Source organism: Brevundimonas sp. CEF1 (assembly GCF_051353055.1).
Taxonomy (GTDB): Bacteria; Pseudomonadota; Alphaproteobacteria; order Caulobacterales; family Caulobacteraceae; genus Brevundimonas.
Map to the genome: position 1 here is coordinate 410,498 of NZ_CP195593.1, position 23,510 is coordinate 434,007.

Annotated in this window: 22 protein-coding genes; 10 read left to right on the forward strand and 12 right to left on the reverse strand. The window is 67.9% G+C overall.

Annotated elements, in window-relative coordinates; translation table 11 throughout:
- Positions 1-4: 4 nt before the first annotated feature.
- The 7 genes from ACR9FL_RS02040 to ACR9FL_RS02070 all read left to right on the forward strand — a co-directional run bounded on the left by ACR9FL_RS02040 (position 5) and on the right by ACR9FL_RS02070 (position 7,696).
- On the forward strand, positions 5-1,585 hold the full coding sequence (locus ACR9FL_RS02040) for a GH39 family glycosyl hydrolase (RefSeq protein ID WP_436356902.1): 1,581 nt from the start codon (positions 5-7) through the stop codon (positions 1,583-1,585).
- On the forward strand, positions 1,582-3,219 hold the full coding sequence (locus tag ACR9FL_RS02045; RefSeq protein WP_436356903.1) for a family 43 glycosylhydrolase: 1,638 nt from the start codon (positions 1,582-1,584) through the stop codon (positions 3,217-3,219). The genes ACR9FL_RS02040 and ACR9FL_RS02045 overlap by 4 nt, the downstream gene beginning before the upstream one ends.
- Before the next feature lie 237 nt (positions 3,220-3,456).
- A complete protein-coding gene (locus ACR9FL_RS02050) occupies positions 3,457-4,200 on the forward strand; it encodes a hypothetical protein (protein ID WP_436356904.1) in 744 nt (247 codons plus the stop codon).
- Positions 4,201-4,233: 33 nt separating this feature from the next.
- Positions 4,234-4,734, forward strand: coding sequence for a hypothetical protein (locus tag ACR9FL_RS02055; RefSeq protein WP_436356905.1), 501 nt, complete (start codon positions 4,234-4,236; stop codon positions 4,732-4,734).
- A 61-nt stretch (positions 4,735-4,795) separates the two neighbouring features.
- A complete protein-coding gene (locus tag ACR9FL_RS02060) occupies positions 4,796-5,350 on the forward strand; it encodes a hypothetical protein (RefSeq protein ID WP_436356906.1) in 555 nt (184 codons plus the stop codon).
- Between the two features lie 25 nt (positions 5,351-5,375).
- On the forward strand, positions 5,376-5,888 hold the full coding sequence (locus tag ACR9FL_RS02065) for a hypothetical protein (RefSeq protein WP_436356907.1): 513 nt from the start codon (positions 5,376-5,378) through the stop codon (positions 5,886-5,888).
- Between the two features lie 218 nt (positions 5,889-6,106).
- Positions 6,107-7,696, forward strand: a complete 1,590-nt coding sequence (locus tag ACR9FL_RS02070; RefSeq protein ID WP_436356908.1) for a hypothetical protein — start codon at positions 6,107-6,109, stop codon at positions 7,694-7,696.
- Here ACR9FL_RS02070 and ACR9FL_RS02075 read toward each other — a convergent pair whose 3' ends face one another.
- Genes ACR9FL_RS02075 through ACR9FL_RS02095 form a run of 5 tightly spaced genes read right to left on the reverse strand, consistent with a single transcriptional unit; the run spans position 7,697 to position 12,774 of the window.
- Positions 7,697-8,662 (reverse strand): hypothetical protein, encoded by a 966-nt coding sequence (locus tag ACR9FL_RS02075; RefSeq protein WP_436356909.1) that lies wholly within the window; start codon positions 8,660-8,662, stop codon positions 7,697-7,699. It abuts the gene before it with no gap.
- Positions 8,659-9,783, reverse strand: coding sequence for a GNAT family N-acetyltransferase (locus ACR9FL_RS02080; protein ID WP_436356910.1), 1,125 nt, complete (start codon positions 9,781-9,783; stop codon positions 8,659-8,661). Before ACR9FL_RS02080 ends, ACR9FL_RS02075 begins: the two co-directional genes overlap by 4 nt.
- The gene (locus ACR9FL_RS02085) at positions 9,780-10,982 is read right to left on the reverse strand and encodes a hypothetical protein (protein ID WP_436356911.1); all 1,203 of its coding nucleotides are present in this window, start codon (positions 10,980-10,982) and stop codon (positions 9,780-9,782) included. Before ACR9FL_RS02085 ends, ACR9FL_RS02080 begins: the two co-directional genes overlap by 4 nt.
- Positions 10,979-11,851, reverse strand: coding sequence for a HesA/MoeB/ThiF family protein (locus tag ACR9FL_RS02090; protein WP_436356912.1), 873 nt, complete (start codon positions 11,849-11,851; stop codon positions 10,979-10,981). Before ACR9FL_RS02090 ends, ACR9FL_RS02085 begins: the two co-directional genes overlap by 4 nt.
- The gene (locus ACR9FL_RS02095) at positions 11,848-12,774 is read right to left on the reverse strand and encodes a hypothetical protein (RefSeq protein ID WP_436356913.1); all 927 of its coding nucleotides are present in this window, start codon (positions 12,772-12,774) and stop codon (positions 11,848-11,850) included. Before ACR9FL_RS02095 ends, ACR9FL_RS02090 begins: the two co-directional genes overlap by 4 nt.
- Before the next feature lie 170 nt (positions 12,775-12,944).
- Here ACR9FL_RS02095 and ACR9FL_RS02100 point away from each other — a divergent pair, with 170 nt between their 5' ends.
- Positions 12,945-13,553 carry a TetR/AcrR family transcriptional regulator gene (locus tag ACR9FL_RS02100; RefSeq protein ID WP_436356914.1) on the forward strand — a complete coding sequence of 203 codons (609 nt, stop codon included), beginning with the start codon at positions 12,945-12,947 and terminating at the stop codon, positions 13,551-13,553.
- A gap of 28 nt (positions 13,554-13,581) precedes the next feature.
- On the opposite strand, the gene ACR9FL_RS02105 is transcribed toward ACR9FL_RS02100, so the two are convergent.
- Both ACR9FL_RS02105 and ACR9FL_RS02110 read right to left on the reverse strand, forming a co-directional pair.
- Complete coding sequence (locus ACR9FL_RS02105; protein WP_436356916.1) at positions 13,582-14,127, reverse strand: class GN sortase; 546 nt, start codon at positions 14,125-14,127, stop codon at positions 13,582-13,584.
- A gap of 65 nt (positions 14,128-14,192) precedes the next feature.
- On the reverse strand, positions 14,193-16,328 hold the full coding sequence (locus tag ACR9FL_RS02110) for a marine proteobacterial sortase target protein (RefSeq protein WP_436356917.1): 2,136 nt from the start codon (positions 16,326-16,328) through the stop codon (positions 14,193-14,195).
- 167 nt (positions 16,329-16,495) lie between these two features.
- Here ACR9FL_RS02110 and ACR9FL_RS02115 point away from each other — a divergent pair, with 167 nt between their 5' ends.
- Positions 16,496-17,224, forward strand: a complete 729-nt coding sequence (locus ACR9FL_RS02115) for a helix-turn-helix domain-containing protein (RefSeq protein ID WP_436356918.1) — start codon at positions 16,496-16,498, stop codon at positions 17,222-17,224.
- Between the two features lie 12 nt (positions 17,225-17,236).
- Here the strand turns inward: ACR9FL_RS02115 and ACR9FL_RS02120 are convergent, their stop codons facing one another.
- Together ACR9FL_RS02120 and rpmB are read right to left on the reverse strand one after the other, a co-directional pair.
- Positions 17,237-18,943, reverse strand: coding sequence for a M1 family metallopeptidase (locus ACR9FL_RS02120; protein WP_436356919.1), 1,707 nt, complete (start codon positions 18,941-18,943; stop codon positions 17,237-17,239).
- Positions 18,944-19,226: 283 nt separating this feature from the next.
- Complete coding sequence (rpmB, locus tag ACR9FL_RS02125; RefSeq protein ID WP_105564371.1) at positions 19,227-19,523, reverse strand: 50S ribosomal protein L28; 297 nt, start codon at positions 19,521-19,523, stop codon at positions 19,227-19,229.
- 216 nt (positions 19,524-19,739) lie between these two features.
- Between rpmB and ACR9FL_RS02130 the strand changes: the two genes are divergently transcribed.
- A complete protein-coding gene (locus tag ACR9FL_RS02130) occupies positions 19,740-20,255 on the forward strand; it encodes a DUF3617 domain-containing protein (RefSeq protein WP_296172358.1) in 516 nt (171 codons plus the stop codon).
- Positions 20,256-20,283: 28 nt separating this feature from the next.
- On the opposite strand, the gene ACR9FL_RS02135 is transcribed toward ACR9FL_RS02130, so the two are convergent.
- The 3 genes from ACR9FL_RS02135 to ACR9FL_RS02145 are packed head-to-tail and all read right to left on the reverse strand — an operon-like array spanning position 20,284 to position 23,407.
- Complete coding sequence (locus ACR9FL_RS02135; RefSeq protein ID WP_436356920.1) at positions 20,284-20,688, reverse strand: MerR family transcriptional regulator; 405 nt, start codon at positions 20,686-20,688, stop codon at positions 20,284-20,286.
- 16 nt (positions 20,689-20,704) lie between these two features.
- Positions 20,705-22,690 (reverse strand): TonB-dependent receptor plug domain-containing protein, encoded by a 1,986-nt coding sequence (locus ACR9FL_RS02140; protein WP_436356921.1) that lies wholly within the window; start codon positions 22,688-22,690, stop codon positions 20,705-20,707.
- 42 nt (positions 22,691-22,732) lie between these two features.
- On the reverse strand, positions 22,733-23,407 hold the full coding sequence (locus ACR9FL_RS02145) for a cation transporter (RefSeq protein WP_436356922.1): 675 nt from the start codon (positions 23,405-23,407) through the stop codon (positions 22,733-22,735).
- Between the last annotated feature and the right edge of the window lie 103 nt (positions 23,408-23,510).

The following is a 23,510-nucleotide window of genomic DNA, read 5'->3' on the forward strand; positions in this document are numbered from 1 at the left end:
GGTCATGGGCGCGATGGGCGGCGCGCTCGTTCTGGGCGGCATGGTCGGTCCGGCCGGGGCCGAGGCGCGTCGCGCCATCACCATAGACGCCGCCGGCCCGACGAAACCGCGCGACCGGATGGCGACCTTCTCGGTCGGCTCCGACTATCCCGGCGTCCTGATCCGCGACGACAGTCTGGCGCAACTGCGGCTGGCGCGGGCCGAGCTCGGCTTTCGCTACATCCGCTTTCACGACATCTTTCACGATGAGCTGGGGACCTATCGAGAAGTGGACGGTCGACCTGTCTATGACTGGAGCCGGATCGACTACCTGTATGATCAGCTTCTGGGCATGGGGCTGAAGCCCTTCATCGAACTGGGCTTCACGCCCGACGCCATGAAGACCTCGGATCAGACCCTCTTCTACTGGAAGGGCAATACTTCTCACCCCGAACCAGAGAAGTGGACGGCGCTGGTCGACGCCTTCACCCGCCACCTGATCGCGCGCTACGGTATCGAGGAGGTGCGGACCTGGTATTTCGAGTTCTGGAACGAGCCGAACCTGGACGGCTTCTGGGAAAGGGCTGATCAGGCGGCCTATTTCGATTACTATGCTCGCACGGTTCGCGCGATCAAGGCGATCGACCCGGCGTTGCGAGTGGGCGGTCCCGCCACCGCCGGAGCCGCCTGGGTTCCCGAGTTCCTGACCTATGCGGATCAGCATGACCTGGCGGTCGATTTCGTCACCACCCATACCTATGGCGTCGAAGGCGGTTTCCTGGATGAGAAGGGCGAGGGCGACAACAGGCTGTCGCGTGATCCCGACGCCGTAGTCGCCGACGTGCGCAAGGTGCGCGGGCAGATCGAGGCCTCGTCGCGTCCGGGCCTGCCGCTGTTCTTCACCGAGTGGAGCAGCAGCTACAATCCGCGCGACCCGATCCACGACGACTATCTGAGCGCGGCCTACATCCTGACCAAGCTGCGTCAGAGCGAGGGTCTGGCGCAGGGGATGAGCTATTGGGCCTATTCGGATCTGTTCGAGGAACCGGGGCCGCAAACACGGCCGTTCGACGGCGGATTCGGCCTGATGAACCCGCAAGCTATCCGCAAGCCGGCCTGGTTCGCCTTCAAATATCTGAACGCTCTGGGCGAACGCGAACTCGATACGGGCGACGCCCAGAGCATAGCGACGCTGAAACAGGATGCGATCCAGGTGCTGGCCTGGCACTGGGTCTTGCCCGAGCAGTCCGTCAGCAACCGGCCCTTCTTCCGCCAGGTGCGGCCGGCGGCGCAGGCGGCGCCGCTGCATGTTTCGGTGACGGGACTGACGCCCGGCCGCCATGTCGTCAGCATTCGTCGGACGGGCTTCAGATCCAATGACGCCTATACGGCCTATCTGGAGATGGGGCGGCCGGACAGCCTCGCCCCCGCCCAGGTCGAGGCGTTGCAGGCCCTGTCCGCCGACACGCCCCTGTTGCAGGCGGTCGAGGCGGACGCCGAGGGCCGCGCATCCCTGATCGTGCCGATGCGCGAACAGGACGTGGTGCTGATCGAAGTGGACGCCCGGTCCTCGTCGGTAGAATCTCGCCAGGGGGCGGTGCGATGAGTCTGGGTCGACGCAGCCTGTTCAAGGGCGCCTTCGCGGGCGCGGTGGCGTCGGGTCTCGCGCCGGCGACGGTAAATGCGGCTCAATCCGCCAGCCTCCCCGCCGTCCGCTGGGGGCGGGGCGTCGAAGGGCGGCGCATCGCCGATCTGGGCGACGGCTTCTTCCAGAACCCGATCGTCGCCGGGGACCATCCCGATCCCACCATCCTGAAGGATGGCGACGACTACTACATGACCTTCTCGTCCTTTCTGTCCTATCCCGGCCTGGTGATCTGGCATTCGACGGATCTGGTGAACTGGGCGCCGATCGGCCCGGCCCTGCACAGGCGTCTGGGCGTCATCTGGGCGGTGGACCTGGTCAAGCATGACGGTCGCTACTTCATCTATATTCCCGCCGACCCTTCGAACGAGGGGTGGAGCATTTTCGTCATCTGGGCCGACGACATTCGCGGCCCCTGGAGCGATCCCATCGATCTGGGCGTCAAGGACTGCAATGATCCGGGTCACGTGGTTGGCGAGGACGGGCGGCGCTATCTGTTCACCAACGGCATCCGCAAGATCCGGCTGACCGACGACGGCCTCGCCACCGATGGGGATCTGGAGCAGGCCTATGCGCCGTGGCGCTATCCCGACGACTGGGTGGTGGAGAATTTCGCGCCGGAGGGACCCAAGCTGCTCCGGCGCGGGGACTGGTTCTATCTGGTCACGGCAGTCGGGGGCACGGCGGGGCCGGCGACCGGGCACATGGTGATCGCGGCGCGCTCGCGCTCGGTCCACGGCCCGTGGGAAGACTGCCCACACAATCCCCTGGTGCGCACGGCCGACGCGGCCGAGCCGTGGTGGTCGCGCGGCCACGCCACCTTGGTCGAGGGTCCGGGCGGCGACTGGTGGATGGTCTATCACGGCTATGAAAACGGTCGGCGAACCCTGGGGCGTCAGACCTTGCTGGAGCCGATCGTCTGGACACCCGACGGCTGGTTCCAGGCCATGGGCGGTGATCTGTCCCGTCCTCTGCCCAAGCCCCGAGGCGGTCGTGCGGGTCCCGCCGCGCCGGCGCTGAGCGATGACTTCTCGACGAACCGCATGGGGGTGCAGTGGGCCTTCCATGCCGAAGCGGCCGACGTGGGGGATCGCGCCGCCTATGGGCCGGACGGCCTCTGTCTGCAGGGGCAGGGGGCGTCGCCGGCCGATTCGTCGCCGCTGGTCTGCATTGTGGGGGACCCCGTCTATGAGGCGGAACTGTCCATAGAACTGCGCGGCGACGCGGAGGCGGGGCTGCTGCTGTTCTATAATCACAAGGCCTTCGTCGGCGTTGGCTTCACGCCGCGCACCCTGAAGACCTTCCAATTTTCCGAAGAGTTGCAGTGGATGCGGGCGCCGCATGAGGCGCGCCGGATACGCTTCAAGGTTTCAAACGTCGACAATGTGGTGACCTGGTTCCACTCCTACGACGACGGCGCGACCTGGACCCGCAACGAGATGCGGATGGAGGTCTCGGGCCTTCATCACAATGTCTTCGGCGGCTTCCTCAGTCTGCGTGTGGGAGCCTATGTCGCCGGAACAGGCGAGGCGATCCTTCGGGATTTCCGCTATCGCGCGACCGGCGGGCAAACGGCGTCGGCCTCGCCCGCCTGATCGCCGAGCGGCTCAGTCCTGTAGTCATCCCATGACGAGAGGCGACAACGGCGTTCCCGCCGCGATGGAACGCGGCTGGCATCGGCTGGGAGGAAAGGTCGCATAGAGAAGCTCGGGGCGGAGTTGATCAACCGGGTTGCCATCGATTGTGAACAGTGTTTAATTTGTCGTGCGTCCGGTACGCCATGAGCGTCAGAGGCGGTCGATCCCTGTTCCTGCCTTCGGAGTGAACCTCGCATGCAAGCTTCCAAGACGGTCATTACGCTGTGCCTGGCGGCCGCCGTTTCGGTCTCCGTCGTCGTGCCGGCTTCGGCCCAGTCACTGATCGAGATCCAGGACGTGGATCGTGACGCGGTTCCGACCGGGACGCCGGCCGCCTTCACCGTCGCCTTCCCGGACGCCCAGCGCAACGAAGCGACGCGGGAGATCGGCGAGGACTCCTACAGCTTCGTGCCGCTGGGCTTCATTCCCTTGTCCGACACGCGGGTCGCCTTGGTCAGCACGGGCACCAATGCGTGCACAGGGCAGGCCTGCACCGGTCTGAACGCGGTCCACTATCTGTCCCATGACGCCGGGGCGCCGCGTCACCCCTACAGCCTGCAGGGCGAGTGGCTGGATGTCGGCGCTGTCGGGGTGGTGGGCAATCCCGCCTTGCAGTGGGGCTGGACCAGGGCGATCGCCGATAATCCGGTGCTCTTTACCGAGGCCGGCGGCGTCTGGCAGGGGCGGGTTTGCGGCTATGCGGTTCTGACCGAGCTGACCCCGTCCGGCCCCAGGGACATCGCGCGCATCCAGACCTCCTTCTCGGACGCCAGCAGCGATGACGGCGATCCGGGCGTCGAGGGGGTGATCACCTCGGCGGACAAGGGGCGCAGCTTCACGGTGTCCTACAGCGGCTCCGCCCGTTTCGACGAAACCTACAAGCGCGGCGCCGACGGCCAATACCGGCTCGAGGGTCAGAGCCGGGTGACGGCCTGCTGAACGACCTCGTCGTCGAGCACCAAGGAGATTTCCATGCGTATATTGATGACCAGTCTGGCAGCCGCTGTTTCTGTGACGGCCACGGGGGCTTTCGCCGCAGACGTCTGCACTTCGCTGGACAAGGGCGAGCTGTCGGTCGGACAGACGATTTCCCAGCAGCGTCAGCAGCAGTTGATGGCGGATGCCCCGGTCGGGACGCTGCATTGCGGCCGCACCGGTTGCACGGCCCTGGCCGAGGACGGGGTGAGCTACAGCTGGCGTCGCGACGGTCGCATCGTCGGCAAGAAGATCGAGCTGTCCGATCCGTCCGATCTTCCCGGATGGCGCGGCCAGATCGATCAGGGGCTCGCCGATCGTCTGGGACAGGCGACCTGCACAGCCTTCACGCTTCAGGAGGAGGAACTCGATGGCGGCTACTCGCTGAAGAGCGCGCCGCTGTCGACGGCGCAGGGCCAGACCATCGTCGCCACCCTCTTCGGACGCGGCGAGGGCGATGATCCGCTGACGATCGAGATGCGCGCCGTCGAGCCCTGATCTTCGCCGAAGTCCGCCTGGATCGGGGCGGATCGGCGGCCCTTAGATCGAAGGAATTGGAATGATCCGAAAAACCGCCTGCGCCGCTGTCGGCGCTTTTTCGCTGGCTGCGTCGCTCGCAGCCTGTTCACAGGCTGAAGAGGCCGGGCGCGCCGAGGCGGCCCCGGCGGCGGCGAACGCGCCGGCCAAGGACGCCGAGGCGCCGCCCCTGTCGGCCTATGTCGGCAAGCATCCGACCGAACCGGTCCAGGGCGTCACCTTCTTCCAGCATCCGGCCGTTCGCGCCGCGATCGTGGCGTCGGGCGCGGACCGCGACATACAGAAGGCCATTGTGTTCGACGACAATGTCGTGGGCGTGGTGACGGAGACGCGCGGACGTCTGCTGCTGCACGGCTATGATCCGGCGGGCGCGGGCGCGACCAACTGGGCCATCCTGATGATCCCGGACGGCAGCAAGGCGGCGGTCTGCTATTCCACGGGCATCGTCGGCTATGAGAAGGGCGCCGACTGGTATTTCGAAGGCGATCTGGCCTTCACCCTCTATACGCCCTGTCCCGCCGAGGAAGGCGACATGGAGACCCTGAGCAACTGGCCGATCGGCCCCATTCCGGGCTGATGCCCGGCGACTGGAGACCTATCGGATGGGGGCTCGTTCCTTTGGCGGCGGACTGATTGCGGCCCTGGCTCTTGGCGCGGCCCCTGTCGTGGTCGCTCAGACCCCAGGCGGCGATGAGGCGAGCGCGAGGGCCCTGATGCGGGAGTGGGTGAGCGCCAGTCCCGAGCATGCGAGGCTGCAGTTCGACCTGGTCAAGGCGCAGGCGGGGCTGGCGGTTCGGATCGAGCGGCTGGTCGTGATCGGCGCGCGGTGCGACCTCCTGACCGAGGAGGATGGGCAACTGATCATCGCCAACGCCCGCGCCGAAATGGAGTTCGACCAGTCCGTCCTGCTCGAGGACCAACAGAGGGCGTTTGCTCTCTATCACGAAGGTCTGCGGCAGGGCGCGCTCGTGGCCGCCGATCCGGGCCTGCCTCGACCGGACGAGTGCGAGGAATTCGCCAAACCGGGCGGCGCCCTGATCAAGCTGCTGACCTGGACCGGGCGGCGGCAATTCATCAGTCCTGGCGTTGTCGCCAGTCCCAGAACCATTCCCTGAGGCGGCGGCGCGTGCAGCGCCTTTTGCTGAAATCCGAGCCGCGGCCGTCGGGCGCGTTGGCTATGATTTTCGGTGATGTCGTGCATTATTGATCGATGTCTAATTCTTTATCGTTCTTGATGGAGGTTTGTGTGCCGGGGCGTCGGCGGACGAAAAAGGCGAACAGGGTCGCGGCTGTGCTGCTGGCGGCGGCGTGGGGGCTGACCGGATGCAGTGGGGTGGGACAGTCCGTCTGGGACATGGCGCGAGGCCATGTCGGGGCCGACGCGACCCTTCTTGAGACGCCGCTGTTGTCCGAGGAGGCGCGCGCACGAGGGGCCTTGTTGTTCGCCTTTGGCGACTATGGCGGGCTCGACACCGACGCCATGCGGACGGTGGCCGTGCCGTGGAAGCTGGCCGCGGCGGCCCTGGTCATGGACCAGGCGCCGGAGGATGTTTCACAGGCGTCGTTGCGACGCATCCTGGCCAACTACGGCTTCCTGTATCCGGCCGAAATCGTCAACTGGCCCGAAGGGGCGGGCGCACCGCCGAAGCCCGAGGCGGTGCTGGGGATCGCCCTAGGCATGGGCCGGCGTAGCCTGCCGCCCATTGAGCTGCAGATCGGCAACATCGGCTGTGCGGCCTGTCATGCGGCGCCGACCTATGGCGCGGACGGACGCCCGGCGCCGGATCGGGTCTGGCTCGGCGCCCCCAATCCGTCACTGGATCTGGAGGCCTATACCCAGGGCCTCTATGCGGCGCTGCAAGGCGGCGTGGCCGAACCCGAACGCCTGATGGCGACCGTGCGTCGGCTCTATCCGGACTTGAGCGAACGGGAGGCGGCGACACTGCGGTCCTTCGTCTTGCCGCGCGTGCGCGAGCGGATGGCGGCCATCGCGGCGACGGGGCAGGGGGTTCTACCCTTCTCCAACGGCCTGCCGGGGGCGACCAACGGGGTGGCGGCGCTGAAGCTGCAGCACGGCCTGCTGGCGGATGATCCGGACGCCATGACGCGCGAGACGGGCTTTACCTCCATCCCCCATCTGGCCGATCGCGCCTGGCGCAGCGCCCTGCTGTGGGACGGCGCCTACGCCCCGCCGGGACAGGACAGGTTCCGGGTCATGCAGGAGGCGGACCTGACGGACGCCCATCGTGATCAACTGGCGGCGATCACCGCCTATTTCACGGTCCCCAGCATGGGCGTGTCGGGCGCGCAGGCCCGGCGGCATGTTCCCGATGTGGAGACGGCCTGGGCCTATCTGCAGACGGTGCGCCCCCAGCCCTTCCCTGGGCGGATCGACCCGACGCGCGCCGTCGCGGGACGGGAGGTCTTCCAACGCATCTGCGTCGCGTGTCACGGGACCTATGCCGAGACGGCGCAGGGGCCGCGACTGGTCCGTTTCCCCAACTGGGCGGGCCTGGTCGGCACGGACCGGACGCGCGCGGATGCGATCACCGAGACCCTGGTGGCGCGGGTCAACGCTTCGCCGATGGGGGGCTCGATCTCGACGGCGGCGACCGGCCTCTATGCCGCGCCGCCCCTGACGGGTTTGTGGCAAAGCGCGCCCTATTTGCACAACGGTTCGGTCCCCAGCCTGGCCGCCCTTCTGGGCTTGGAGGAGAGACCGGCGCGGTTCCGCCTCGGGGGGCACGCCATGGATCTGGAACGCGTGGGGATCGCCTATCCAGACGGCTATCAGCCTTATGCGCAGTCCGTCTGGGTGGACACCCGCAAGCCTGGGCTGAACCGTCAGGGCCATGAGGCGCCGTTCGCCGACCTTAGCCGCGAAGACCGCCTGGCCCTGCTGGAATACCTGAAGCGGCTGTGATCAGACGATGAGGTCGGCGACCGCCCGGCGTGCAGGCGGCGCCAAGGCGTCGTCGGCGACCCGGCCGATACGGAAGGCGGTGATCAGACGGGCGCCGGGGGGCTGTCCGAACCACGCCGCCAGAGCAGAGGCCGCCGCCTCGTCGTCGGCCAGAACCGTCATGGGCGCTGCCGACAGGCCCTGCCGCGTCATCTCCAGCCAGACGCGATGCCAGCGACGACCGGTTTCGAACGGGGGCTCGTCGACGGGGCGATGGAACAGGGCGACTGCGGCGCTGGACTTCACTACGGCGGCCTCGCCGGTCAGGGCGCCCGCCAGACCCAGCCGATCCAGAAGCTCGAACAGGCCCGGCCTCAGCACAAGGCTCGCGCCGAGGGCTTCGAGGCCGGACATCTGCATGGCCCGAGCGTTCAGTCCGTCAACAGACCACAGGGGATGGCGCGGCGACAACCGCATCCAGGCCAGAAGCTCGGCGCGGAACCCGCCGTGGCGAAAGGCCCTCAGACTGGCCTGATCATTGAGGCGCGCGATCTGTTCGATAGCGGCGCGGTCGCGCAGCAGGGTCAGGTCGGGCGCGGCCAGGACCAGGGCGTCCAGCGCCGTTTCGGCGCGGTCGGCGGTGAACGGGCCGCGATAGGTGCGGCGTCGGGTCAGGAAGGGCGCGAGCGGGTCCGGCCCCGCCGCCTCGCCTACGGTCAGGCGGGCGACCTCGCCGTCCGCAGGGGGCGCCAGCTCCATGCCCAGTCCGTGCCGGCCGGCGGCCAGGATGAAGCCCTCGACCGCCGCGCCATGACTGGCGGCGACATCGCGGCCGCTGGGGTCGCCGACCGGCAGGGTGCGGTCCGGCGCCTGTATCGCTGCGACCGTGGCGTCGTCGATGCGGCGCCACTGGGTGGGCTGGATGTTGTGGACATTGGGTGACAGGGCGGCGTCCGCGACGATGGCGGCGAAGGTTTCGGGGGTCATGCCGCTGCGTCGTCCAGAACCTTGCGGAACAGGTGGGTGCGGTGCAGCCGCTCGCCGCCGATGCGTTCGAACTGGCGCAGGCTGGCGCCGTTGACGTCGGCGATCCAGGTGCCGCCGCACTCGCGATAGCCGCGCTTCTGCAAGGCGCCGATGACGCGCCACAGCATGGCGGGATTGACGCCCTGGCCCTGGGCCTCGGGCATGACCGAATAGAGGATCAGCACCGCACGGCGGGGCCGGAACTGCATCTTCAACCAGGCCCACAGGGCGCGCGGGCCATAGGCGGCGCCCGCATCGCGCACGAAGGGGTTGAGGTCGGGAATGCAGATGACCACCCCCATGGGGCGCCCCTTGTAGTGGATGACAGAGGACAGAGCGGGGTCCAGAACCCACATCATCTCGCCGGCCTGGAACTGGAACTCCTCGGCGGTCAGGGGAACGAACATGGGGTTGGCGTCAAAGCCGCCGTTCAGGCACAGGCGCGCCTCTTCCATCCGTGGCTTGAAGCGCCGTCGGTCGATAGGGGCGAAGGACCAGTCGTCGGACGCCAGAATGGCGCGCGCGCCGGGGTTGAGCAGGCGATCGCGGTCCACTTCGCCAGGGCGGAAGCGGAAGGTCGACATGGGAAACTCGGCCGCATAGCCCATGGCCTCCAGCCGGCCGGCCAGATAGGGCGGCGACCAGACCATGTCGGTGAAGGGGGCGTGCTCGAACCCCTCTGTCACCAGGCCGATCTGCTGCATGGCGGTCAGGTTGAACGGCCCCGCGATCTCGGCGTCGCCATGTCGGCGGGCGAAGGCCTCGACGCCGTCGAACAGCAGGCGCAGAGCCTCGGAGTCGTCGGCGGCGTCCAGGAAGCCGAAATAGCTGCGCGACAGGCCGTGGCGTTGGTTCGACGCCGGGTGCCGATGCGCCGTGGCCCTCGCGACCGGCTTTCCGTCGCGCAGCACGACCAGAGCTTCGAGGTCGCCGCCGTCCTTCAGCAGAGGATTCCTGCGCGGGTCGAGATAGCGCTGCAGGTCCGACCGCATCGGCGAGACGTAGGGCGTGTCCTTTGGATAGACGACGAAGGGCGTGCGGAAGAAGGCGTCGAAGTCGCCTCGGACCAGGGTCAGGCTCATGCGGGGGCTCCGGCGCGGCGGGCGGCGACCAGGGCCGCCATCTTCTGGAACAGGGCCATGGCCCGTTCGTCCTCCTCGGCGCGAGTGGAACCGCCCAGGGCGATCAGGGCGATGCGCAAGGGCGCGACGCTGATCAGGACAGCGTGGGTCGAGGCGTGGCGCCGCAGCAGATCGCGAAGCTGCTCATGGGCGTCGCGTTCTGTTCCAGAGGGGGCGTGGCCCAGACGGGTCAGGTCCATCACCACGTCATCCGCAAAGGCGACGCGCAGCAGGGCGGGATCATAGGCGGACAGGTCCGCGCCCTCGGCCAGCACCAGGCCCTGCAGGGGCGCGGCGCGCGACGCCGTGTCGATGAAGCGCCCCAGGTCATTGGTGTCGGCCGCCGCCAGGGTCTGTTCGAACAGACGGCGTTGCTGGTCGCCGCCGCCGGATTGCAGGCGCAGCAGGACCGACAGGGCCAGCAGGGCCGCGACGGTCACCGCCAGCACGCCTTCGGCCTCCAGCAGAGAGCCGGGCGGGCGAAGGCGCAGCAGGGCGCCGGCGAGCAGGACGGAGGTGGCGGCGGCCAGGGCCAATTCCTTGAGGGCGTCGATCCAGCGCCGCGGGGCGCTGGCCCCGGCGGCGGCGGCATAGGCCAGACCCAGCATGCCCAGGGCGCTGAGGCCGAAGGGCGATACCAGGCCGAAATCCGTCAGCGCCAGCAGGCCCGTCGCCATCAGGGCGCGGCCGTAGGAATCCAGCGCCGCGTTCTCCATCGGGGCCAGGCCGGAGCGGTCGCGGAACAGGATCAGGCCCAGAACCAGGGCCAGGGCCAGGGGCACATAGAGGGCCAGGTTGAAAGCGCGCTCCAGCCCCGATCCGGCCAGAACGGCGGCGATCACGCCCAGGACGGTCCCGCCCGCAATGACCAGCTTGATCGGCAAGGGCGCGTGGCGCCGCAACAGGTTCTCGGCCAGCAGGAGCGCGCCCAGCGGCAGGGCGCAGGCCAGGATCAGGCTGGCCAGACCAAAGCCCTCGAGGCCCGTCGCCTTGGCCAAGGCGCGGCAGGCGTAGAACAGCCCCGCCAGACCGAAGACCAGCATCAGCACGTTCTGGACCGTGGTGCGGCCCTTGCGGCTGGCCAGCACCAGAGCCACGGCCAGCGCCCCCAGGGCGCCGAAGCCGTCGACCAGCATCTGGATGTCGGCGGCGGCGATCATGCCAGCAGACGCCGCATCATCCGGCGCACCAGCCAGCCCTTGGCCCAGGCCGCCGGGCCGGGCAGGGGCCGCTCGACCCGCGCCTCACGCACGTTGAGGAACCAGCCGCGGCAGTCGGTGCGCGTGCGACGTCCCATGATCAGCGACAGGGCTTCGCCGGCCATCAGGGCGCCGGCGGTGACGACCATGGGGGCGAAGCTCATGCGCTTGCGCTTGCCCGCCGCCATGTCGGCGGCGGCTTGCAGGTCGACATGGGCGTGGGATGAAGAATGGGTCAGCACCCATTCGATCTCCTTCAGAAAGGCGTCGCCGGCCTGGTCCGACGTGATCTCGCGCCACGGCGTGCCGCGGGTGGGATAGCCGAGCCGGTCTTCGGGGCGGGGATCGTCGGGCCGCACCAGGATGACCGAGGGCAGGGGCGAGGCGTAGGCGTCGATGACGCTGGCGCCGCACCCTTCGGCCACGCGATACAGCTCGACCGTCGCCGCCACGTCGTCACAGCCGTTGACGATGACGGGATAGTCGCGCGCCAGCGTCTCCAACTGATCGGTCCATTCGGCGCCCAGAACCGTCAGCTGCAGGTTCGGATTGATCTTCAGCAGGGCCTCGGCCGTGACCTCGGCCTTGGGGCGGTCCACCGTGTCGGTGAAGGCGAAGACCTGGCGGTTCAGGTTGGAGACCTCGAAGGTGTCCAGGTCGGCGATGGCGATGCGCCCGACCCCGGCGCGCACCAGCATCTGCACGCAGGCCCCGCCCATGCCGCCGACCCCGGCGACGAAGACGGCGCTGTCCCTTAGGCGCGCCTGTTCCTGCTCGCTGACGAAGCCCAGGTTGCGGGTGGTCATTTCGGCATAGAAGTCGTCGGTCATCGGGCCTCTTTCCAGGGTCTGAGGACGCCCCAGGGGCGGCTGGCCGAAAGCCAGTAGATCAGCGGCAGGACGGCCATGCGCGCCGCCATGATGACGACCAGACCGCCCAGCCCCATGGCGGTCGTCGGCGGGGCCACCTTGCGCAGATAGCGGCCGGCCGCCGTCATATCGATGCGGCCGATCTGGATCAGGTCGTCGCCCCGGCCATAGTCCAACTGATCGCGGCAGAAGGCGTTGTAGGCCTCCATGCGGTGCGGCGCGGCCTGCGCGAAGGTCTTCTTCAGGGCGTCGGAGCCGCCGGTGTAGGCGTCGGTGATGACGAAGCGCGCCTCGTCGAAGCCCGCCTCGGGCCCGACGCCGAAGGCCGCCCTGTGCCGGGTCATGATCTGCCGCGCCAGGGTCAGGTGATCGAAGCTGCGGCGCACGCCGGGGCGCGGCGAAGGGAAGACGTCGGAAAAGGTCTCGGCCACCATGCCGACGACGGCGGGCACCTGGCTGACGTTGGAAATCCACAGGGGGCGGCCTTGCCCAGCCAGAAACATCAGGACGCAGGTCAGGCCGTAAAGGGTGGCCGACATGCCGCGTCCCCGGAACGAGGGATCGACCATGACCAGGCCCAGATGCATGACCTGGGTCGAGCGGCCTTCCAGTTCGGCCTCGAGCAGAGACAGGATGTTGAAGGCGACGGGACGGGCCGCCGCGCCCCTGCCCTGATAGACGAGGGTGACGACGCAATTTCGCAGGCGTTCGGCGTCGCCGCCCAGCACGCCGTAGCTCAAGGAGGCCTGATCCAGCGTCGTGGCGGCCACTGTTCGCAGGTCCGCCGTCAGGGTCTCGATCTCTGGTCCCGACAGGGCCAGGCCGGGGCGCTCGACGATGTGCGTCGTCAGATCCCGACCCGAGCGCCAATGAAGATTGATCATGCCACCGTCATTCGAGGGACGGCCCGCGCACGTCCGCCAACTTTACTGGAAGGGTCGCCCGCACCGCGTCAAGGCGAACGAGCATAGCTGCAACTGAACGTCGATCAATAAAATATGAAAACAGATGTTTCTTCAGCTTTCCCAAAGCGGGATTCTGCTATGCACGGTCGATGGGCAGACGTTCGGATCATACGCGGCAAGAGCTGGAGCACCTGTTTGTGGTCGAGGGCCACAAGCACATGGCCGAGGTCGGCTTCGCGCGCTTTTCCGCGCGGGAGGTGGCCAAGCGGATCGGCTACTCGATCGGCACCCTGTACAATGTCTTCGGCACCTTGGATCAGTTGCTGATCGCCATCAATACGCGGACCTTTCAGCTTTGGGCCGAGGAGGTGCGAGAGGCGCTGGAGCGGAGCGGGCCGGATCGAATCCGGTCTCTGGTCGAGGCTTATTTCGGCTTCGCGCGCGCCAATCCTCACAGTTGGACGGCGATCTATGATCATCACCTGCCGCCCGATCTCGCCCTGTCCGACGCGCAAAACCTGCTGCGCGGGGGGCTGACCCAGATCATCGTGGACGAGGTGGCCGCTGTTCTGCCGCCTGGAGCGCAGGCCGATGCGCCGCGTCTGGCGCGCTCGCTGATCGCGGTGGTTCACGGGCATTGCGTCTATGATCTGAACGGCAGCTTCGCCCTGATGGGGATCGAGCAGCCGATGGAGTTGGCGCTGGAACGGGTTCGCGAAAGCCTGGCCCATGCGGGCGCGTCGCTGGCGTCGGACTGAGGTCAGTCGCCGGGTAGGCCCATCAGCGTCATCCTTGCGAATCCGCCTGTGCGATGGCGACGTAGCGCCAAGGGCCGCGCGTGCTCGCCTCAAAGGGCCAGCAGGTGCTCAGAACCAGGGTGGGGGCGACGGCGTGGGGGGCGACGGCGAACCGGTCGTTGCGGACCACATAGCCCCCCTGCAGACGGAATGAGACGCGGTGGCCGTCGGTGGTTTCGACGATCACGACATCGCCTGGCTGGAGCGCCTGCATGAAGCTGAAGTGGGTGTCGCGATGGGCCGCGACGACGGCGGTTCCGGTCTGACCCAGGGCCGCGCTGCCGGGGACGAGGGTCGGTCCGAAGGCCAGGGCCTCGCCCGAACCGCCGGACAGGATGACCTGGGAGACCCCCAATCGCGGCACGCTGATCCGCGCGACCGGGACGGTGTCGGCCCAGGGCCAGGCCTTGACCGGAGCGCCGGTCGATTGCGATCGGGCGAATGCGCGTTCCAGCAGCACCTGAGCCAGAAGCGCCTTGACGGGAATGACGGCGCCCTGACCGGCCAGGCACAGGCCGGCGATCGACAAGGCCATGAGGGCGGCCGTCGGGAGGGCGCGCCAGCGGCGCCCTCCCTTGGCTGAGGCGAGAGGGGTCGGTTTCACGACCGCGCCCGCCGACGGCGCAGGACCATCAGTCCCAGACCGCCGATCAGCGCCAGCCCCAGACCGCTCCACATGGACAGAGCCCATGCGGTCGCCGTTTGCGGCAGGTCGAAGGGGACGCCGGGATCGTCGGTCGAAGCTTCGGTCGACCGATCACTGTCCGGCGCCGGGGCGCCGAATATGCGGTCGAAATCCCAACCCGCCGGCAGGTTCAGCGGCAGTTCTTCCTCGGTCAGGCGTGCGCCTTGGGGTCGCGAGGGCGTGCGATCAACGGCGACCAGGCTGGTCTCACGAGTCACGATCGAGAAGTCGAGACCCAGTTGGGCGATGGTCTGGGCGGCCTCCTCGGCGCTGATCTGATCCAGGCGCTGGCCGACCTCGGCGTCGGTGATGCGGCGCCGGGCCCAGAGCTTGGCGACGCCCACGCCTTCTACGGCCTGGTTGAGATGGACGCGGCGGCTCCAGGGACGTCCGTCCAGCAGGCCGGAGACGGTGATCGATCCGCGCAGGTTCGAGGCGCGGGCCAGCAGGACCAGCGGCTCGCCTTCGTAGAGATCGGGCAGATCGGCGGGGGCGAACTGGGCGTCGCCGCCGTGGGTGACCACCCGCAGGTCGGTCAGGACCGGGCGGGTCAGGCGATCCAGCAGAGCCGTCATGCGCGCGATGACCTCGCGGGTGTCGCCGATGTGGGTGTAGGTCCCGCGCCCGACCTCGGCCATGCGGTTCATCAGGAAGGTGTTGGGCGCGCTGCCGATGCCGACCATGAAGACGCGGCTGCGACCCCGGTTCGAGCCGAGCGCGGCGAGCATCTGGTCTTCATTGCTGATCGAGCCGTCGGTCAGAAAGATCACCTGGCGCACGCGCCCCACGTCCTCGGGCGTGTCGTCCACCAGGGCGGCTCTCAGCGCCGGCAGCATTTCGGTGCCGCCGCTGGCCTCAAGCTGATCGGCGTAGCGCAGGGCCAGAGCGATCTGGTCGCGCGTCGCCAGGACCGGCTTGTCGAACAGCTCGGTCATGCTGTCGTCAAAGCGAATGACGTTGAACCGGTCGGTGGGGGAGAGGCTGCGCAGGGCCAGCTTCAGGCTCTCCTTGGCCTGGCGCATGGAGTCGCCCGACATCGAACCGCTGTTGTCGATGACGAAGACCAGTTCGCGCACCGGCGGGGTCCGGCGACGGTTGCTTTCCGGCGGTGAAATCAGCGCCATCAGATAGTCGTCCGACCGCACGCGTTGCCGGAACAGCTCCACGCCGGGGGCGGTTTCGGCGGAACGCCACCTCAGCTCGAAGTCGCGATTGGACGGCGCTGATCCGTCCTTGAGGGTGATGGTCCGCGTCGATCCCGCGCCTTCGACGATCTGGATGGCATGATAGGGGCTGACGACGCCGGTCGTGGCGAAGCCGGGGTTGAGGCGAACGGTGATGGAGACCGGATTGACGTCCGCATGGCGGCGTGGGTCCAGCACGGGGGCGCGGGTCGCGGCCGCGTCGGCCGCCGACGTGCCGGGCGGGGCGTAGCGCGGTCCCACGACCAGAGGCAGGCGGAAGCTGTACTCCCCCGAAAGGCGGCGCACCGGAGCCTGGTATTCGATCTCGATCAGGACGGTTTCGCCCGGACCGATGTTGGCGACCCGGTTGGTGAACATATTGGGGCGCTGCTGTTCGACCAGACCGGCGGCGCGGCCTTCGGCCTTGGCCTGTTCATAGATTTCGCGGGCGGCGGCGCGGCGGTTGATCTCGCCGATGATCACCCTCTGGCCGACGACCATCTTCAGGCTGTCGACGGCGCCGTCTTCGGGCAGGGGATAGAGATAGATGGCCTCGACCCAGTCGCGACTGGTGTTGCGGAAGGCCTGGACCACTTTGACGCGCGCGGTCAGGCCGGTGACGGTCACGTCCATGTCCGTGCCCAACTGCACGGCGGAGGGCGTCGCCCCGTCCCTGGTCCGCAATAGAAGGGCGCCGGAGGTGATTTCGTCGTCCGGCGCGAGCTGTCGCGCGTGGGCGAGCGAGGCGAAGCTGAACATCATCACCGACAGGACGACGGCTGACAGCCCGGCGATCAGGGAGGCGCGACCTCGGCGGCGCCGGGAGGGAGGGCCAGGGCGGCGCCTGGCGGCGGGGGACGGGATCATGGGAATGCTCCTTGATGGAGCCTTTTCACTAGGTAGTCGGCGGTGCGGACAGCCACGCGAAATCGAGGCAAATCTCCGCCGTGGTCCGCACGCGCGGGCGCGCTCGGACCTTCAATTGACGCCATGTGCGGAAATGTGCGTATTTTGGCGTCAGTCAGGGGAGAGCCATGGACGACGCCGAAGCGCAGATGATCGCCCGCCGGGTTCGCGAGGAACTGGCGCGGCGGCGGCTGTCTCGCCAGGCCCTGGCGGACATGGCGAGGGTCAGCATCTCGACGCTGGAAAAGGCGCTGTCGGGGCGTCGCGCCTTCACCCTGGCCACGGTGGTTCGGCTCGAGCAGGCGCTGGGCGTCCCGCTGCAGAAGACCTCGACGCCTTCGGTCGATCCGCTGGCCGCCTCTCCGGACAGTCTGGGGGCCTATTCGCAGAATGCCGTGCGTTGGCTGGAGGGCCGCTATCTGACGCTGAGGCCGTCTTTCGGGACGCCCGGCGACATCTACGCCTATGCGACGATCATCCAGTGGGATGCGGAGCAGGGTTGCCTGATGTTTTCAGAGTCCGAACGCCTGGACAGTTCGTTTTCGCAGAACGGCAAGGTCTCGCTGCCGCACCTGTCCGGCCACATCTATCTGGTGACCAATGTGGAGGGGCAGTATCGCCTGGCCGTCCTGGGCCGCCCCACGATCCAGGGCGCCCTCTACGGCATCCTGACGACCCTGATGGTCGGCCACGGATCACAACTAATACCCGCCGCCGCGCCTTTTGTTCTGTCGCGCCTGAAGACGGAAACCGAGATCGCGTTCGGCCGCATCACGCCGGAGCATCCGGACTATGTGCGATACCGTGCGGAACTGGATCTGGTTACCGCCGACGGGTTCGCGCATTTCCCCAAATGATCAACGCCGCGGTCATGAGGCGGGGGCGGATTGCGACGCCTTCCAGACCTCGAGGTATTCAAGACGGCGCAGCACCTTGGAGCCGGGGTCCAGCAGCACGTGGGCGCGGGCGGGCGCGGTGAAGCTGGCGCGGCCGTTGGTCATCGGCAGGGTGCGGGTCTGGCCGTCCACCTCGACCTCGACGGGCAGGGGGAAGGGGCGGCCGTTCCCGGTCTTCCATTCCAGGCTGACGCGCTCGCCGTCGCGGGTCATGACCAGATCGGGCAGGGCGGCGTGATAGAGGTAGGCGTCGAAGAACCAGCCGAGGTCGCGGCCGGTCACCTGATTGACGATGGCGATGAACTCCGGCGTCGTGGCGTAGCGGGGCGCGAAGTTGCCGGGTTTCGGATCGGGGCGGCCATAGACCAGCCGGCGCAGGCTCTCATAGAAGGCCTCGTCGCCGATGTAGAGGCGCAGGGTGTGGGCGATCAGGGCGCCCTTGTAATAGAGGTCTAGCCCCGGCCCGGTCTCGCCATTGTAGACCGTGCCCGCGTCCTGCGACTTGCCTGAGACGACGGGGAAGCGGTTGGCCAGCGTCAGCCGCATGGTCTGCAGTTCGGACTGCATGGCGCGCTCGCCATTCAGCCAGCGGGCGTAGAGGGGCTGCATATAGGTGCCGAAGCCCTCGTGCAGCCACATGTCGTCCCAGTCGGCGTTGGTCAACTGATTGCCGAACCATTCGTGCGCCAACTCGTGCTGAAGCAGCCAGTCGTAGCCCTTGCCGTCCAGCTTGTAGCCGTTGCCGTAGGCGTTGATGGTCTGGTGCTCCATGCCCAGGTGCGGGGTCTCGACCACGCCCATCTTCTCGTCGCCGAAGGGGAAGGGGCCGATGGTGGCTTCATAAAAGTCGAGCTGTTTGGGGAACTCGGCGAACAGGGCGGCGGCCTTGGCCGGATCGGTCGAGGCCAGACGCCAGAAGCGCAGCGGAATCACATTGCCGAAGCGGCTGGGGTAGTCGGCGGCCATCTCCACGAAGGGACCGACGTTCAGGCTGATGGCGTAGGTGTCGGGCTGGCGCGCGGTCCAGTTCCAAGTGGTCGTGCCGTCGCCGTTGTCGGTCTTGCCCAGGAAGCGGCCGTTGGCGGGGGCGCTGAGGCTGGACGGGATGGTGATGTGCAGATTCACCCGGTCCGGCTCGCCCTGCGGATGGTCGATGCAGGGCCAGAACAGGTCGCAGCCCTCGCCCTGAACCGCGCTGGCGATCCAGGGCTGGCCGTCGGGCGTCTTGGCCCAGACGAAGCCGCCGTCCCAGGGGGCGCGCTGGGCCTGATGCGGGCGACCGGAATAGGCGATGCGGACAGAAGCCGTCTGGCCCGCCGTCAGGGGCTGGGCCAGGCGGATGGTCAGGCGACCGTCGGGGTTGGACCAGCCCGTGATCGTTTGGCCGTCCACGGTGACGGAGGCGATGGTGAACAACGCATCCAGTTCGACCACGACGGCGGCAGCAGGGGCTGTGGCGGTGAAGTCGAGGACGGCGAGGCCCTCGATCGACTGGGTTTCGGGCAGGAGCTTGAACGACAGGTCCGCCTTGTCGAAGCGCAGGGCCAGTTGTTCCGGCGTGCGCGCCGTGCCGCTGGACAGGGTGAAGGGCGTCGAATCGCGGGCCTGGGCGGCTTCCTGGGCGAGAGCAGGCGCCGACAGCAGGGCGGTGGTCAGGCAGAGGGCGGCGGTCAGGCGCAAGGCGGTGGCTCCGGCAGATGTCGACATGACCGTAGCGGGGGAGCGCTACGCTGCAACCTTTTGTCAGCGCCGTCTTTCCTTTCAGTCATTCCGGGGCGCGAAGCGAACCCGGAACCCAGGCGGCGGATATTTCACTGTCCATGTCGCTGGGGCAGGCGTCTGGGCCCCGGATCGTCCCTCCGGGCCGTCCGGGGTGACGGCGGTGGGGGAGGGGCAAGCAGGCGCGCAAAGAAAAAGGCCGGTGTTTCCACCGGCCTCTTCAAATCTGGTCAGACGACGCTGCTTAGGCGGCGGTCTGTTCAGCCAGCTTGGCCTTGACCTGACGCTTGATGCGCAGGGCGGCGACCGACAGCTTTTCGTCGCGAGCCTTGACGATGAAGGCGTCCAGGCCGCCCTTGTAGTCGAGGGTGCGCAGCGCGGCGTTCGAGATGCGCAGCGAGAAGGTTTGGCCCAGCGACTCGGAAGCCACCTTGACCGTCTTCAGCGACGGCAGGAAGCGGCGCTTGGTCTTGATGTTCGAGTGGCTCACATTGTGGCCGACCATCGGGCCGATACCCGTGAGTTCGCAACGACGCGACATCTTAAGATCCTCAAGGTCACATCCGCGAACGTGTGCGGACGCATGAAACAGGTGCACGCAGCGGGCGGACCCCTGCGAGAGAGGGGGCCGTATAGAGGAATGACTCGGAGGCCGTCAAGGCTGGAGTCGAGTCAGGCTGGGGATTGAGGCGAGGATGACCGCCGAGGATCGTCATTGTTCAGCCCGCGTTCAACGACCTGCTATAGAGAGGATCGCATGAAGACCTATCGGAAGCTGCTTACCATGAAGACGCTGCCTGTTTCGTTCGTTCGCGTTCTGGCCCGTGTCGCGGCCGTGGCCGCCCCCGTTGTCGCCGGCGCCGTCATGCTGGGCGCGCCGGCCGCCGCGCCTCAGGCTCAGACGGCGGCCCCGGCTCAGCCGGTCCTGCCCGGCTATTGGGAATACACCACCAGCGCCCTGGGCAGCCGCGACACCGAGCAAAAGTGCGTGCGCCCCAGCGAGATCAACCGCTTCTTCGGCGGGCTGTCGACCAACCGCTGGAAATGCACCTATCCGACGCGTCAGGTCGGCGACGGCCGCGCTCGGTTTGAAGGCACCTGCCAGGACAAGAAGGGCCGTCGCGTCAATGTGCGCCTGAACGGCACCTATCAGACCGAGAGCTTCACCTTTAACGGCGGCGCGCAACTGATGCGCGGCACCCCCTATATCCCGGCCAGCATCACCGCGCGCCGACTGGCCGCCCAGTGCCCGGCAGGGGCGGAGTATTTCTGAGGCTGTCGCGCGGGGCTGACGGGGCGGTCTAGCGCCGTTCCCTCGGCCCGAGGGCCTCGATGATCAGGCAGTCCGAGATCGTGCCCTTGCGGCATTGCGTCAGCAGGGCAGAGAGTTCACGCCTGAGGGCTTCCAGATCAGCGATCTTGCGTTCGACCTCGGTCAGATGGGCGCGCGTCAGTTCGTCGACCGTGGCGCAAGACTGATCGCGACGATCCGACAGGGCCAAAAGATCGCGCACCTGCTCGATCGAGAAGCCCAGGTCGCGGGCGCGGCGGATGAAGGAGAGGCGGTTCAGCTCTGCCTCGCCATAGGCGCGGTAATTGCCCTCGGTGCGGGCGGGCGCAGCCAGCAGACCGATGCGCTCGTAATAGCGGATGGTCTCGACCTTGGTCTCGGTCCGCCATCCCAGTTCGCCGATGCTCAGCGTCACGCCCGCCTCCGTATGGTCAGTGCCCACCGCCGAAGCGGATGCGCACCCCGCCGTTGACGGTGAAGCCGTCGGTAGGACCCCAGGCCTCCGTCGTCCAGCGGCCGTCGTTGGCGCGCTGGGGCAGCAGCAGGGGGTGATGCTTCGTCACCCGTTCATTCAGAAGGTTCTCGGCGTTCACGAAGAGGCTGTACCGCCCCAGGATGATCTCGCCCAGCAGTCCGACCTCCAGATAGGAGGGGCTTTCACTGCGCCAGGGGTTGTCCTCCAGCGCCTGCTTGCCGGTGTAGTAGACCTCCAGCCCCAGTCGGCCCTTGTCGTGCTCCTCCCACATGGCGACGAAGCCGGCGGTGTGGCGCGGGGTGACAGGGGTGTCGCGGCGCGACAGGCCGTCGTCCTCGGGCTCGCTTGCATCGACGAAGACATAGCTGCCGGTCAGGGTGAAGGGGGCGCGGCGATACCGCAGCAGAGCCTCAACCCCGCGCGTGCGGGTCACGCCGTCGACATTGATCAGGCGGATGCGTTCTGGCCCGTCGTCCACGGCGCGGACGGCGTCGTCCAGATCGGAACCGAACAGGGTCAGGTTGGCCTCGATCGGCCCCTGGCGATAGCCGACGTCCAGCGAGGCGGTGCGGGCGACCTCCTCCTTCAGGCCCTCCAGTGGCCGCAGGCGCGACAGGCCGGTCGCCTCGGTCACGTCAACGAAAGGCGTCGGGGCGAAGAAGCCCTGACCTGCCGAGGCCCGCACGGTCCAGCGGCCGGGGCGATAGAGAACCGGCAGGCGCGGGCTGAATTGGCCGCCGTATTCACTGTGCTGATCGAAACGGGCGCTGCCGGCCAGCGTTAGTTTGGGCGTCACCTCATGTTCTACCTGGGCGAAGACGCCGGGGACCGTGTGGGTGTAGTCGAAGCCGGAGAAGGTCCGGCTGTCATAGCTGTCGGCCTGAACCGCCGCCCCGGCCAGCCAGGTGGTGGCGCTGATCTCTGAGCCATAGGCGGCTTCCAGGAAGCCGGTGTCGTGACGGTCCTCTTCGAAGACCTCGCCGAACTGATGGTCATGGGCCTGGGTCATGGCCGAGGCGCGCAGGTGAAGCGTGCCGGGGCCGACTGGCCGGCTGGCGACCAGACCGGCGTCGAAGCGGTCGGTGTCTTGGGCCTGAACAAAGGGGCGGCCGTCGGGCGCGGTGCGGCCCGGCTCGGTTCCGCCGCTGCGGGTTTCGGCCATGGCGCCGAGGGTCAGGAAGGCCTCGCCGCCGTTCTCGCCCTGCCAGAACAGGCGCGGCCGCAGGGACCAGCGCTCATAGGCGGCGATGTCGCTCCAGCCGTCGCCGTTTAGGTCCTGACGGCTTTGGCGATGATAGCCCCCGACCAGCGACCGACCCCAGGCTCCGTTGAAGGGCGCCGAGGCGTAGGCTGTCAGGTCCTGTCCATCGCGGCTGGTGATGTTGGCGAGGACTTCCGCCTCGGCCTCGTCGCCCGGACGGCGCGACACCAGGTTGATGACCCCGCCGAGCGCCGAGGGGCCATAGAGGGCCGAGGCCGCGCCCTTGATCACCTCGACCTGACCCAGGTCAGTCGGCGGAATCTGCAGCACGCCCAGCGACGACGCCTGACCGCCGTACAGGGGCAGTCCATCGGCCAGAAGCTGGGTGTAGCGGCCGCTCATTCCCTGCATGCGGATGTTGGCGGCGCCCAGAGCCGGCGAGGTCGTCTGCACCCGCACCCCGCCGGTCTCATTGACCAGCATGGCGATGTTGCCAGGCGTCATCAGCAGCTTTTCCTCGATCTCCTCGCGGCCGATGACCTCGACGCGGATCGGCTCGTCCTGGATGCGTCGGCCGGATCGGGTGGCCTGGACGATGACGTCCTCCACCTCGGTCGCCTCGTCATGATGGTCGTCGTGATGTTCCTGCGCCAGGGTCGGAGAGGCAGCGGCAGACAGAACGGCGGCGACCGCCGCAGGGATCAGATGGCGGCCACGAAGTGAGACGAAGGAAGGGGACACGCAGGCTCCGAAGCGATCAGGAAGCGGGAAAGGAAATGGGGATCAGGCGACCGGTTTGTGCCGGGATGCGACCTTGAACGAGCGGGGCGCCGGCGTCGCACGCACGGTCTTCAACTCGGCGCGGGCGTGGCGGATCACCTGCCAGCCGCCTTGTAGGGCCAGCCCCGCCATGACGGCGGCGACCAGCAGGTCGGGCCAACGCGTACCGGTGCCGAAAACGCCCCACGCCGCCAGTATGACCGCCAGATTACCGATGGCGTCGTTGCGTGAGCAGATCCACACCGAACGCATGTTGGCGTCGCCCTTGCGGAAGCCGAACAGCATGACGGCGGTTACGAGATTGGCGATCAGGGCCGCCAGACCGATCACGCCCATGACCTCGGCCGCCGGCGTCTCGCCGCGCCAGACGCCCCACAGGGTCGCGCCCGCCACCCAGCCGCCGAAGACCAGCATGGTCGCGCCCTTTACCAAGGCCACACGCGCTCGCCAGACGAGGGCCAGACCCACGACGCCCAGACTGATGCCGTAGTTTGCGGCGTCGCCCAGAAAATCGAGCGCGTCCGCCTGCAAGGCCGCCGAGCCTGACAGCAGGCCTGCCACGCCCTCGACCGCGAACATCCCAGCGTTGATCGCCAGCGCCAGCCAAAGCGCCAGCCGCCACCGTCCCTCGGGAGGCCGGTCCGTCTCGCACAGGGTGTCCCCGCAGCAGTTCGCCATGCGCGCGTCATGCACCCTGTAGCGGCTACAGGGTCAAGGCTGCGCATCGCCCATAGAAAAAGGCCCGGCGTTTCCACCGGGCCTTGATCGTCTCAGCTCGTCG